Source organism: Kumtagia ephedrae, from assembly GCF_003012745.1.
GTDB classification, from domain to species: Bacteria; Pseudomonadota; Alphaproteobacteria; order Rhizobiales; family Rhizobiaceae; genus Kumtagia; species Kumtagia ephedrae.
In genome coordinates, this window is record NZ_PXYK01000034.1 from 1 (window position 1) to 12159 (window position 12159).

The 12159-nt window shown below is 67.4% G+C and carries 11 protein-coding genes; 6 read left to right on the plus strand and 5 right to left on the minus strand.

The window, feature by feature from the left end; genetic code table 11:
- Positions 1–285 precede the first annotated feature (285 nt).
- The 5 genes from mtaB to C7I84_RS30205 all read left to right on the plus strand — a co-directional run bounded on the left by mtaB (position 286) and on the right by C7I84_RS30205 (position 5607).
- On the plus strand, positions 286–1584 hold the full coding sequence (gene mtaB, locus C7I84_RS25500; RefSeq protein WP_106775040.1) for a tRNA (N(6)-L-threonylcarbamoyladenosine(37)-C(2))-methylthiotransferase MtaB: 1299 nt from the start codon (positions 286–288) through the stop codon (positions 1582–1584).
- A 748-nt stretch (positions 1585–2332) separates the two neighbouring features.
- Positions 2333–3745 (plus strand): signal recognition particle-docking protein FtsY, encoded by a 1413-nt coding sequence (ftsY, locus tag C7I84_RS30745; RefSeq protein WP_425351401.1) that lies wholly within the window; start codon positions 2333–2335, stop codon positions 3743–3745.
- Positions 3746–3987: 242 nt separating this feature from the next.
- Complete coding sequence (locus C7I84_RS25510; protein WP_106775041.1) at positions 3988–4638, plus strand: septation protein A; 651 nt, start codon at positions 3988–3990, stop codon at positions 4636–4638.
- Between the two features lie 12 nt (positions 4639–4650).
- The gene (locus C7I84_RS25515; protein ID WP_106775042.1) at positions 4651–5265 is read left to right on the plus strand and encodes a pyridoxamine 5'-phosphate oxidase family protein; all 615 of its coding nucleotides are present in this window, start codon (positions 4651–4653) and stop codon (positions 5263–5265) included.
- A 174-nt stretch (positions 5266–5439) separates the two neighbouring features.
- Entirely contained in the window at positions 5440–5607 is a 168-nt protein-coding gene (locus tag C7I84_RS30205) for a hypothetical protein (RefSeq protein WP_165816217.1), read from the plus strand.
- 291 nt (positions 5608–5898) lie between these two features.
- Here the strand turns inward: C7I84_RS30205 and C7I84_RS25520 are convergent, their stop codons facing one another.
- The 4 genes from C7I84_RS25520 to ccmA all read right to left on the minus strand — a co-directional run bounded on the left by C7I84_RS25520 (position 5899) and on the right by ccmA (position 8430).
- Positions 5899–6438 carry a DsbE family thiol:disulfide interchange protein gene (locus tag C7I84_RS25520; protein WP_106775043.1) on the minus strand — a complete coding sequence of 180 codons (540 nt, stop codon included), beginning with the start codon at positions 6436–6438 and terminating at the stop codon, positions 5899–5901.
- A 56-nt stretch (positions 6439–6494) separates the two neighbouring features.
- A complete protein-coding gene (gene ccmD, locus C7I84_RS25525; protein WP_106775044.1) occupies positions 6495–6659 on the minus strand; it encodes a heme exporter protein CcmD in 165 nt (54 codons plus the stop codon).
- Positions 6660–6902: 243 nt separating this feature from the next.
- A complete protein-coding gene (ccmB, locus tag C7I84_RS25530) occupies positions 6903–7565 on the minus strand; it encodes a heme exporter protein CcmB (RefSeq protein ID WP_106775045.1) in 663 nt (220 codons plus the stop codon).
- A 262-nt stretch (positions 7566–7827) separates the two neighbouring features.
- On the minus strand, positions 7828–8430 hold the full coding sequence (gene ccmA, locus C7I84_RS25540) for a heme ABC exporter ATP-binding protein CcmA (RefSeq protein WP_106775047.1): 603 nt from the start codon (positions 8428–8430) through the stop codon (positions 7828–7830).
- Between the two features lie 277 nt (positions 8431–8707).
- On the opposite strand from ccmA, the gene acnA reads away from it, so the two are divergent.
- The gene (gene acnA / locus C7I84_RS25545; protein WP_207771071.1) at positions 8708–11410 is read left to right on the plus strand and encodes an aconitate hydratase AcnA; all 2703 of its coding nucleotides are present in this window, start codon (positions 8708–8710) and stop codon (positions 11408–11410) included.
- Between the two features lie 24 nt (positions 11411–11434).
- On the opposite strand, the gene C7I84_RS25550 is transcribed toward acnA, so the two are convergent.
- The gene (locus C7I84_RS25550; protein WP_106775048.1) at positions 11435–12139 is read right to left on the minus strand and encodes a ceramidase domain-containing protein; all 705 of its coding nucleotides are present in this window, start codon (positions 12137–12139) and stop codon (positions 11435–11437) included.
- Between the last annotated feature and the right edge of the window lie 20 nt (positions 12140–12159).

The following is a 12159-nucleotide window of genomic DNA, read 5'->3' on the forward strand; positions in this document are numbered from 1 at the left end:
ACCGGCGCTTCACTTCCTCGATGCTCGCTCCAGTCCAAACCATCGGCAGGCTCCTTCCCCTGCCGACACGCTAATCTGTCAACCATCTCGCCGGTCCATTCTGTCAACAATCTGCCCGGTCTGGACCACCCCTAACCCCTCCCCTCAAGGGGGAGGGGAACCGGCCGGCATCTCCGCTCGGCGCAATTCAGCGACGGTTTCGCTCGGCATGGCGGCCGCAAAATTCCTCTCCCCCTTGAGGGGAGGGGTCAGGGGTGGGGGTATCGCCGCTGGAAAGTCGAGCTGATGGCGCCTCTTCCCAAGGGCATAGACGTCGTCACTTTCGGCTGCCGGCTCAACACCTATGAGTCGGAAGTCATGCGGCGCGAGGCGGAGGCGGCGGGGCTGGGCGGGCTTGCCGGCGGCGCCGTCATCTTCAACACCTGCGCCGTCACCGGCGAGGCGGTGCGGCAGGCGCGCCAGGCGATCCGCAAGGCGCGCCGCGAGAATCCTGCAGCGCGCATCATCGTCACCGGCTGCGCCGCCCAGACCGATCCGGACAGCTTCGCCGGCATGGACGAGGTCGACCTCGTGCTCGGCAACGAGGAGAAGCTGAAGGCGCACAATTACCGGGCGCTGCCGGATTTCGGCGTCAATGATTTCGAGAAGGCGCGGGTCAACGACATCTTCTCCGTGCGCGAGACGGCCGGCCACATGGTCGACGCCATCGAGGGCAGGGCGCGCGCCTTCGTGCAGGTGCAGAACGGCTGCGACCACCGCTGCACCTTCTGCATCATCCCCTACGGCCGCGGCAATTCGCGTTCGGTGCCGATGGGCGCGGTGGTCGAGCAGGTCAAGCGGCTCGTCGGCAACGGTTATGCCGAGGTGGTGCTGACCGGCGTCGACATGACCAGCTACGGCGCCGACCTGCCCGGCGCGCCGAAGCTCGGGCGGCTGGTGAAGACGATCCTTCGCCAGGTGCCGGATCTCCGGCGGTTGCGGCTGTCGTCGATCGATTCCATCGAGGCCGATCCCGAGCTGATCGAGGCGATCGGCGGCGATCGGCGGCTGATGCCGCACCTGCATCTGTCGCTGCAGGCCGGCGACGACATGATTTTGAAGCGCATGAAAAGACGTCATCTGCGCGAGGATTCCATCCGGTTCTGCGCGGAAATCCGTGCAATCCGGCCGGAAATCGTGTTCGGCGCCGACATTATCGCCGGTTTCCCGACCGAGACCGAGGCGATGTTCGAGAACTCGCTGAAGATCGTCGAGGAGTGCGGCCTGACGCACCTGCACGTCTTCCCGTTCAGCCCGCGCAAGGGTACGCCGGCTGCGCGCATGCCGCAGGTCGACGGCGCGGTCGTCAAGGTGCGGGCGGCGCGGCTGAGGGCGGCCGGCGCGGCCGCCTATCGGCGGCATCTGGATGCGCTGGTCGGCTCTACCCAGGAGATCCTGGTCGAGCGGCCGGGGCTCGGCCGCACCGAAGGGTTCACGCTTGCCGCGATCGATACCGGCGCGCCCGGCGAGATCGTGACGGCTGGGATCGCCGGGCATGACGGCGAGCGGCTGGTCGCGGCGGCGCCTGCCGCGCGCGCGGCCTGAGCAAGGCAAGGGCATGGCATTCGGATTCATCAAGAAGGTCTTTTCGTTCGGCAAGAAGCAGGTCGAGGAACGGCCTGCCGAGGACGAGCCGCTGCCGCCGCTCAACCTCGATGCGCTGAAGCCTGGCGCGACGCCTCCCTCCCCCTCGAGGGGAGGGTCGGTCGGCGAAGCCGACCGGGGCGGGGTTGCCGATGAAGCGCGGGACGCTTCTTCTGCGGCCAAGCCTGCGATCGAACCGGCCCCCCAACCCGAAACGCCAGCAGAGCCCGCAAAGCCGGGGCCGCCGAACGAACCGGACGTTCCGAGCCCGCCGGCAAAGCCGGAGATCGAGCCCGAACCAGTCAAGCCGGAAGTGGTGCCTGAGCCGGCCGAGCCGGACGTAGCGCCGGAACCGGCGAGGCCGGAGATACCGGCTCCGGCCGAGCCGGTGGTGCCGAGTGAGCCGGCCAGGCCCGAAGTGCCGCAAGAGCCGGTAACGCCCGAGGTGCCGGACGAGGTTGCGCCTGCCGAGGTGCCGCAAGAGCCGGCGGAAACGCCCCCGCCGAGCGCTGCCGAGGTTACCCCCTCTGGCCCTTCGGGCCATCTCCCCCTCGAGGGGGGAGAGGACGCCGAGGCAGGCGCGACGCCCCCCTCCCCCTCGAGGGGAGGGTCGGTCGGCGAAGCCGACCGGGGAGGGGTTGCCGATGAAGCGCGGGACGCTTCTTCTCCCGTCGCCCGCGTTGCCGAAGAAGCGCCGCGCGCTGCCGAGATTACCCCCTCTGGCCCTTCGGGCTTGCCGGGGGCCCCGATTGCTCCGCAATCTCCCCGGCCTTCTCGGCCGACGATCGAGCCCCCGGCTCGATCGGAAGATCGGCCTCGAAGCCCCCTCAAGGGGGGAGAGGACGCCGAGCCAACGCCCCCCTCCCCCTTGAGGGGAGGGCCGGTCGGCGAAGCCGACCGGGGAGGGGTTGCCGATGAAGCGCGGGACGCTTCTTCTCCCGTCGCCCGCGTTGCCGAAGAAGCGCCGAGCGCTGCCGAGGTTACCCCCTCTGGCCCTTCGGGCTTGCCGGGGGCCCCGATTGCTCCGCAATCTCCCCGGCCTTCTCGGCCGACGATCGAGCCCCCGGCTCGATCGGAAGATCGACCTCGAAGCCCCCTCAAAGGGGGAGAGGACGCCGAGCCGGCCGCCCCCGGAAAAGTCACCGTCGGCAAGGCGGTGGAGAAGAAGGCGGAGCCTGAGCCGGCCGCGCCGGCAGCCGAGCCGCGCAAAAGCTGGTTCCAGCGGCTGCGCGACGGGCTGTCGCGTTCGTCGCGCGAGCTGACCGGATCGATCGCCGGCATCTTCACCAAGCGCAAGCTCGACGAGGAGACGCTGGAGGAGCTGGAGGACGTGCTGATCCGCGCCGACCTCGGCATGGAGACGGCGCTGCGCGTCACCGACACGCTGGCTTCGTCGCGCTACGGCAAGGACGTCTCCGACGCGGAAGTGCGCGCCATCATGGCGCAGGAGGTGGAGAAGGTGCTGGGGCCGGTGGCGCGGCCGCTGGAGCTCGATCTCAGCCATAAGCCGCATGTCATCCTGGTGGTCGGCGTCAACGGCACCGGGAAGACCACGACCATCGGCAAGCTGGCCGCCAAGCTCAGCCAGGGCGGGCTATCGGTGATGTTGGCGGCGGGCGACACTTTTCGCGCCGCGGCGATCGAGCAGCTGAAGATCTGGGGCGAGCGCACCGGCTCGCCGGTGGTGTCGTCAAAACTCGGGGCGGATGCGGCGGGCCTTGCCTGGGACGCCTTCGAGAAGGCGCGCGAAGCCGGCTCGGACGTGCTGATCATCGACACGGCCGGGCGGCTGCAGAACAAGGCCGAGCTGATGGCGGAGCTGGAGAAGATCGTGCGCGTGCTCGGCAAGCACGATCCGGAGGCGCCGCACACGGTGCTGCAGACGGTGGATGCGACTACCGGGCAGAACGCGCTCAACCAGGTCGAGATCTTCCGCAACGTCGCCGGCGTCAACGGGCTGGTGATGACAAAACTCGACGGCACGGCGCGCGGCGGCATCCTCGTCGCCATCGCGGCGAAACACAAGCTGCCGGTCTATTTCATCGGCGTCGGCGAGCAGGTTGACGATCTCGAGCCCTTCTCGGCCGGCGATTTCGCCAAGGCGATCGCGGGGGTAGGGTAGGAGATGCTTTTAGAACCCTCACACCTGCGCACCCCCCTCTGTCCTGCCGGACATCTCCCCCGCAAGGGGGGAGATCAGCCTTCGCTTCCGCTTTCGCCTGCCGTCACCGTTGCCGGAGAAGCGACTCGCCGAAATTGCGAATCTCCCCCCTTGCGGGGGAGATGTCCGGCAGGACAGAGGGGGGTGCGCAGGAGTGAGAGGTTTCCAGCAACGCCGTTGTCAGAGATTGAACCAAGCAAGCCATGAGCAAGCCCATCCTCGAACGCGACCCCTCCGACCCGCGCAAGAAGGAGATCAACCCGCTGCTGAAGCTCGTGCTGGAGCTCGGGCCGCTGCTGGTGTTCTTCTTCGCCAACACGCGGGGTGCGTGGCTGGTCGAACGGTTTCCGGCACTTGCCGAACTGGGCGGGCCGATCTTCGTCGCCACCGGCCTGTTCATGGTGGCGACGGCAATCGCGCTCGCCGTCTCCTGGGTGCTCACCCGCACGCTGCCGATGATGCCGCTGGTCTCGGGCATCGTCGTGTTCGTGTTCGGGGCGCTGACGCTGTGGCTGCAGGACGACGTCTTCATCAAGATGAAGCCGACCATCGTCAACACGCTGTTCGGGGTGGTGCTGCTCGGCGGGCTGGCCTTCGGCAAGTCGCTGCTCGGCTATGTCTTCGATTCCGCCTTCCGGCTCGATGCCGAGGGCTGGCGCAAGCTGACGCTGCGCTGGGGGCTGTTTTTCCTGTTCCTGGCCCTTGCCAACGAGGTGGTGTGGCGGAATTTCTCGACCGATGCCTGGGTGGCGTTCAAGGTGTGGGGCATCATGCCGATCACCCTGCTGTTCACGCTGAGCCAGATGCCGATGATCATGCGGCATTCGCTCGAGGAGCCGCAGGGGCGGAAATAGGAGGAGGGGACGGTGGATTTCATCTCGACGCGCGAGGCGTTGCGGGCGCACTACAAACCGGCGTCGGAGCCGTCGCTGCGCAAGGAGCTGCGCGTTCTCGACGGCCATTGCCGCAATTTCATCGCCAAAAGCCCGTTCGTGCTGATCGGCTCGTCCGACGGCAACGGCAATGCCGACGTGACGCCGAAGGGCGACAGGCCGGGCTTCGTCGCGGTGCTGGACGACATCACGCTGGCCATCCCCGACCGGCCGGGCAACAACCGGCTGGACACGCTGGAGAACATCATCGCCAATCCGGCGGTTGGGCTGCTGTTCCTCATTCCCGGCATGAACGAGACGCTGCGCGTCAACGGCGAGGCGCGGATCACGCTGGACCAGGACCTACGCGAGACACTGGCAGTCGACGGCAAGGCGCCGCAGAGCGTCATCGTGGTGAAGGCGCGGGCCGTCTACATGCATTGCGCCAAGGCATTCCTGCGCTCCGACCTGTGGGCTCCGGAGAAATGGCCGCCGCGCGCCGAAATGCCGACGCTGGGCGAGATCCTCAAGGATCAGCTGGCGCTGGCCGAAAGCGCCGAGCAGACCGACCGCTGGCTCGACAACGCGTATCGCGAGTCGATGTGGTGAGCGACTGCTCAGCCATGCGGATCGGGTAAGTCTTTGTAAAGACGCTATGCGCGGACAGCATTGCTGCGTTGCAACATACGATGTTGCAGTGCACGCCAATCATGCCAATATAGCAGTGCGAAGGGAGGACCAATTTCGACCGCCGAGAGGCGGTCCAGCACAGGGACCTCGCACATGTTTTCCACTCTGATCAACACCACGCGTGACCGCATCGCCAAGCGCCGCCACTACAACCGGCTGGTCGACGAGATCATGGGCATGACCTCGCGCGACCTCGCCGACATCAACGGCAGCCGCGCCGACATGCTCCAGCACGCCTATCGGGAAGTCTACGGCAAGTAAGCCGGCCCTATGTAGCAGTGCGTAAACGGCCGCCCGGCAACCGGCGGCCGTTTTTTTGTCGCTCGTTGTCAGGAAAGGCAGTCGCATGGGAATTCTGGAAGATCCGCGCGTCCGACACCCCCACCCCTAACCCCTCCCCTCACGGGGGAGGGGGACTTTGCGGCCGCCATGCCGAGCGAAATCGTCAACGTTTGGCGCCTGGCAGAGCTGCAAGCCGGTCTCCCTCCCCCTTGAGGGCACGGGTTAGGGGTGGGGGTAACTCACATGCGATTGCCCTGCCTTCGAGAACGGTTATCGCGCCGCCAGCGCCTTTTCGATCTCCGGCAGCAGCAGGGCCCGGGCGCTTTGCGGGGTGAGCGGGCCGACATGCTTGTAGAGGATCTTTCCATCGCGCCCGACCACGAAGGTCTCGGGCACACCGTAGACGCCCCAGTCGATGGCGGCGCGGCCGCTGCTGTCGGCGCCGACGGCCGAGAACGGGTTGCCGAGGTCGCCGAGGAAGCGGCGGGCGTTCTCCGGCTGATCCTTGTAGTTCAGGCCGGCGATGGCGAAGCGCTTGTCCTCGGCCAGTGCCATCAGGATCGGGTGCTCCTCGCGGCAGGGGCCGCACCAGGAACCCCAGACATTCACAAGCGTCACCTTGCCGGCGAAGGCGGAGGAGTCCAGCCCCGGCAGGCCGAGGCCCTCGACCGGCGGCAGGCTGGTCTCGGGTGCCGGCGCGCCGATCAGCGCCGACGGCACCGCCGCGATGTCGCGGCCCGACATCAGCTGCACGAAGAACAGCGCCGCCAGCGCCAGAAAAATCGCCAGCGGCAGCACCGCCCACAACATATGCGGACGTTTCGGCCGGGCCTCTCCGGCTTCGGGGATGCCGGTCCGCTCGGCGCTCACGAGGCGCTCCTGTCGGAACGTCGGCGGATGCCGCTCGCCTCCAGCTCCGCCAGCTCGCGCCGGCGGGCGCGGCCGTCGAGTAGGATCCAGCCGATCAGGCCGGCCAGGCCGGCGATCGAGGCCGCATAGGCGGCGGTGACATAAAGCGCATGCGCGGACATTTTTTTGCCGCTCCAGATGGGTTCCGTGCGTCCTTCGAGGCTCGCCCGCAGATGATTTGCCCTTATCGCCGGCGTCGGGCCGGCCCGCACCTTGTATCAGCGAAATGGTGTATTTGTGGGCGGGCCCGCAAAACGCGTCGCAAGCCTGCCCTTATCCTTGAGGGCGAGCCTCGGAGGACGCACCACCCTAGCTTTTCGCGGCCGCACCGACAATTCGCGCAAGGTGCGGCCAAATCGCGGCGCTCAGTCGGCATGCCGCAAGGCGGCGGCGGCGGCAAGCGGACCGACCACAGCGGAAAACAGGGTGATGGCGCACAGGATGAGGAAGGGCGGCAGGAACGGCGCCGGGTCGGCGATGGCGCCGTAGGTGGCCGAGACGCCGAAGATCAGCGCCGGGATGGCGAGCGGCAGCACCAGCACCGAGATCATCAGCCCGCCGCGCGGCAGGGCGACGGCGACCGCGGCACCGGCGGCGCCGATAAAGGTGATGGCCGGCGTGCCGACCAGAAGCGTGGCAAGCGCGGCGGCGAGGCCGGCGGGCTCGACATTCATGAACAGGCCGAGCAGCGGCGAGGCGACGGCCAGCGGCAGCACGCTCGCCGTCCAGTGGGCGAGGCACTTCACCAGCACGGTCAGCGCCAGCATGTGGCGCTCGTCGGCGAGCACCAGCAGGTCGAGCGAGCCGTCCTCGCGGTCGGCCTGGAACAGCCGATCGAGGCCGAGCAGCGAGGCGAGCAGCGCGCCGATCCAGACGATCGCCGGGCCGATGCGGGCGAGCAGGTCGAGGTCGGGGCCGATGCCGAACGGAATGGTCGCCACCACGGCGAGGAAGAAGACGATGCCGGTGAGCGCGCCGCCGCCGGCGCGGATGCCCAGACGCAGGTCGCGGAGGAAGAGGGCTAGCATGGGCGGGGCGAGTGATCGATCGCGAGGAAAGGCCTGCGTTTCTTCGCACCCCCCTCTGTCCTGAGCCTGTCGAACGGGCCGGACATCTCCCCCGCAAGGGGGGAGATCGGCAGCTTCTTTGCCAGCGCCCTCCCTGCAACGTTGGTGATTGGCGAAGGCAGAGATGACAGCCGATCTCCCCCCTTGCGGGCGAGATGTCCGGCCCATTCGACAGGCTCAGGACAGAGGGGGGTGCGAAGGGGCGCAACGCTCCAGAACGTCATCACGTCTCCCCCATCCGCAACTCCCCCGCCCCTTCCAGCCCGAGCGGCAGGTGGGTCGCCCCTATGACGATGCCGCCGTCGCGCCGATGCGCCGCCATCAACTCCCCGAACCGCGCCTCGGAAGCCGCGTCCAACCCGGCGGTCGGCTCGTCGAGCAGCCAGACGGGGCGATGGGCGACGAGCAGGCGGGCGATTGCCGCGCGGCGCTTCTGGCCGGTCGACAGCACGGCATAGGGCAGGTGGCCGAGGCCGCCGAGGCCGACTTGCTCCAGAGCGTCGTCGACCGGGTTCAGCGGCGTGCCGAGGAAATCGCGCCAGAAGCCGAGATTTTCGGCGACCGTCAGCGCCGTCTTCATGGCGTTCTGGTGGCCGAGATAGTGGCATGCGGAGGCGAGCGTCGGGAAACTCTCCGTCGCGTCGAAGGAGAGGCGGCCGCCGGCGGCCGGAAGCAGCCCCGCGACGATGCGCAGCAAGGTCGATTTGCCGGAGCCGTTGGGGCCGCTGACGACCAGCGCATCGCCGGCGCACAACGCAAAGGAAACGTCCGAAAAAACCATCTCGCCGCCGCGCTCGCCGCTGAGTTCTTCGGCGCTCAGCCGCATCGGTTTCCTTTCGCCGAAAGTCTCATCACGGCCGCTTCGCGGCGCAGCAAAATTGCCGATTCCGTCTCTAGAACTATTCCAGGAATTTCTCTATATGCGGGATACCAACCCCAGCGGTCGGGGAAGGCAACCTTTTTATGTGCCGGACCAGCGCCCGAGCCGTTCTCCACGGCCCTCCGGGCGCTTGGGAGCGGACAGCGGAAATGGCCGTACCCGCACCTTTGCGCGTGATTGCATGCCCATCGGAGTCCGTTCCCTCGAAGGCAGAACAGACTAGATGGGGTCATCCGTGTCCAAATCTCTCGACAGTTTCAACTGCCGCCGCACCCTGACCGCGGGCGGGGCGGACTATGTCTATTACAACCTGATCGAGGCCGAGAAGAACGGCCTCGCCGGCGTCTCGCAGCTTCCCTATTCGATGAAGGTGCTGCTGGAAAACCTGCTGCGCAACGAGGACGGCCGTTCCGTCACCAAGGAGAGCATCCAGGCGGTCGCCGGCTGGCTGACCGACAAGGGCACCGCCGGCGTCGAGATCGCCTATCGGCCCGCGCGCGTCCTCATGCAGGACTTCACCGGCGTGCCGGCGGTGGTCGACCTGGCGGCGATGCGCGACGGCTTGGCTTCGCTCGGCGGCGACCCGCAGAAGATCAACCCGCTGGTGCCGGTCGACCTGGTCATCGACCATTCCGTCATCGTCGACGAGTTCGGCACGCCGATGGCCTTCGCCCGCAACGTCGAGCTCGAATACGAGCGCAACCAGGAGCGCTACAAGTTCCTGAAATGGGGCCAGCAGGCGTTCCGCAATTTCCGCGTCGTGCCGCCCGGCACCGGCATCTGCCACCAGGTCAACCTCGAATATCTCGGCCAGGTGGTGTGGACCAACAGCGAGGACGGCGAGACGACCGCCTATCCCGACACCTGCGTCGGCACCGATTCGCACACCACCATGATCAACGGCCTCGGCGTGCTCGGCTGGGGCGTCGGCGGCATCGAGGCGGAGGCGGCCATGCTCGGCCAGCCGGTGTCGATGCTGCTGCCGGAGGTGATCGGCTTCCGCCTCACCGGCAGGCTCAGGGAGGGCGTCACCGCCACCGACCTGGTGCTCACCGTCACGCAGATGCTGCGCAAGAAGGGCGTGGTCGGCAAGTTCGTCGAGTTCTTCGGGCCCGGCCTCTCCAACATGACGCTGGCCGACCGCGCCACCATCGGCAACATGGCGCCGGAATACGGCGCGACCTGCGGTTTCTTCCCGGTCGACGCCGAGACCGTCCGCTACCTCACCATGTCCGGCCGCTCGGAGGCACGGATCGAGCTGGTGGAGGCCTATTCGAAGGCGCAGGGCATGTGGCGCGACGCCTCGTCGGCCGACCCGGTGTTCACCGACCTGCTGGAACTCGACCTCGGCGAGGTGGTGCCGTCGATGGCCGGGCCGAAGCGTCCGGAGGGCCGCGTGGCGCTGGAGGGCATCGCCGCCGGCTTCGCCGCCGCAATGGAGAAAGAGTACAAGAAGACGGTCGACGTCGGCCGCCGCTACGATGTCGAGGGCGAGAATTTCGATCTCGGCCACGGCGACGTGGTGATCGCCGCCATCACCTCCTGCACCAACACCTCCAACCCGTCGGTGCTGATCGGCGCCGGCCTGCTGGCGCGCAACGCCAACCGCCTCGGCCTCAAGCAGAAGCCGTGGGTGAAAACCTCGCTGGCGCCGGGATCGCAGGTCGTGGCGGAATATCTGGAGAAGTCAGGCCTGCAGAAGGAGCTCGACCAGATCGGCTTCAACCTGGTCGGCTTCGGCTGCACCACCTGCATCGGCAATTCCGGCCCGCTGCCCGCGCCGATCTCCAAAACCATCAACGACAAGGGCCTGATCGCCGCGGCGGTGCTGTCGGGCAACCGCAACTTCGAGGGCCGCGTGTCGCCCGACGTGCAGGCCAACTATCTCGCCTCGCCGCCGCTTGTGGTGGCGCACGCATTGGCCGGCACGGTGACCAAGGACCTCACCACCGAGCCGCTCGGCGAGGATCGCGACGGCAAGCCGGTCTTCCTCAAGGACATCTGGCCGACCACCGCCGAGATCCAGGAGTTCATCGAGAAGAATGTGACGCGCGAGCTGTTCGCCCGCAAATATGCCGACGTGTTCAAGGGCGACGACAACTGGCAGGAGGTCAAGGTGCCGGAAGGCCAGACCTATGCCTGGGACGACCAGTCGACCTATGTGCAGAACCCGCCCTATTTCGCCGGCATGCACCGCAAGCCCGGCGCGATCGGCACGATCCAGGGGGCGCGCATCCTCGGCCTGTTCGGCGACAAGATCACCACCGACCACATCTCGCCGGCGGGCTCGATCAAGGCGGCGTCGCCGGCCGGCAAGTATCTCACCGACCATGGCGTCGGCGTCGCCGACTTCAATCAGTACGGCACGCGGCGCGGCAACCATGAGGTGATGATGCGCGGCACCTTCGCCAACATCCGCATCCGCAACCACATGCTGGGCGAGAACGGCCGGGAGGGCGGCTATACCATCCACTATCCCTCCAAGGAGGAGATGTCGATCTACGACGCGGCCATGCTCTACAAGCAGGAGGGCGTGCCGCTGGTGATCTTCGCCGGCATCGAATACGGCAACGGCTCGTCGCGCGACTGGGCCGCCAAGGGCACCAACCTGCTCGGCGTGAAGGCAGTCATCGCCCAGTCGTTCGAGCGCATCCACCGCTCCAACCTGGTCGGCATGGGCGTCATCCCCTTCGTCTTCGAGGAGGGAACCTCGTGGGCCTCGCTCAACCTGAAGGGCGACGAGACGGTGACCATAGACGGGCTGGAAACGATCCGGCCGCGCCAGAAGATGGTGGCCAAGGTGACCTTCGCCGACGGCACGGTGAAGCAGGTGCCGATCCTGTGCCGCATCGATACGGTCGACGAGCTCGACTATTTCAAGAACGGCGGCATTTTGCAGTACGTGCTGCGCGACCTGGCGGCCTGACGGCCGGGCTTCGCAGGGCCACTATCAGCCCGCGGATGCGAGACGCGTCCGCGGGCTTTCTTCTGTCCGCTCCGGCTTGCCGTAGCGGGCGACGGCCATCAGCACGATGCCGAGCATCAGGCCGTTGAGCACATGCCAGAGGAAATGCGTGCCGAGCGGGAAGCCGCCGCAGACGACGGGGTCGACCATCCGGCAGGTGACGGAGACGACGAAGATGCCGGCGGCGGCGATGTTGTACCAGCCGGCCGGGCTGCCCGCCCTGACCGCCACGATGCCGAAGAAGATCAGCGCCAGGAAGGGCGGAAGGTATCCGGTCGAGCCGTTGCTGGCCTCGCGCAGCCAGTCCGGCACCATGGCCGTGGCGGCTCCGGCGACGACGTAGAAGCCGAGGAAGAGGGCGAGCGCGGCCGGCCAGGAGAAGCCGGCGAAGCGCCTGAGCGTGAACAGCGTGTAGGCCAGGGTGAAGCCGGCGATCGGCAGGATGTCGGCCCATTTGGTGAGCTGGGTGGCGAAGGTATGGAAAAGCGTCGAGCCTATGCCGATCGCCACGACCCACCAGGCGAGCACGGTGGCGAATGTGCCGGCGCCGTGCTTGCGTACGGCATGGACGCCCCACAGGCCTGCCGCTATGAAAGCGAGATTGCTCAGGGCGTTGACGGGTTCGGACCAGAATTCCGGGCCGGTGCGCTCGCAATAAAGATCGATATGCGCGAAAAGAGCCGAGTCCATCCGCCTGCCCCTTCTCTCAC

What these genes read in the sequence shown, in the direction of transcription:
- mtaB (WP_106775040.1), top strand. Translation starts at nt 286, where the DNA reads ATGGCGCCTCTTCCCAAGGGCATAGACGTCGTCACTTTCGGCTGCCGG.
- C7I84_RS25510 (WP_106775041.1), top strand. Translation starts at nt 3,988, where the DNA reads ATGAGCAAGCCCATCCTCGAACGCGACCCCTCCGACCCGCGCAAGAAG.
- C7I84_RS30205 (WP_165816217.1), top strand. Translation starts at nt 5,440, where the DNA reads ATGTTTTCCACTCTGATCAACACCACGCGTGACCGCATCGCCAAGCGC.
- C7I84_RS25520 (WP_106775043.1), bottom strand. Translation starts at nt 6,438, where the DNA reads ATGTTGTGGGCGGTGCTGCCGCTGGCGATTTTTCTGGCGCTGGCGGCG.
- ccmD (WP_106775044.1), bottom strand. Translation starts at nt 6,659, where the DNA reads ATGTCCGCGCATGCGCTTTATGTCACCGCCGCCTATGCGGCCTCGATC.
- ccmB (WP_106775045.1), bottom strand. Translation starts at nt 7,565, where the DNA reads ATGCTAGCCCTCTTCCTCCGCGACCTGCGTCTGGGCATCCGCGCCGGC.
- ccmA (WP_106775047.1), bottom strand. Translation starts at nt 8,430, where the DNA reads ATGCGGCTGAGCGCCGAAGAACTCAGCGGCGAGCGCGGCGGCGAGATG.
- acnA (WP_207771071.1), top strand. Translation starts at nt 8,708, where the DNA reads ATGGGGTCATCCGTGTCCAAATCTCTCGACAGTTTCAACTGCCGCCGC.
- C7I84_RS25550 (WP_106775048.1), bottom strand. Translation starts at nt 12,139, where the DNA reads ATGGACTCGGCTCTTTTCGCGCATATCGATCTTTATTGCGAGCGCACC.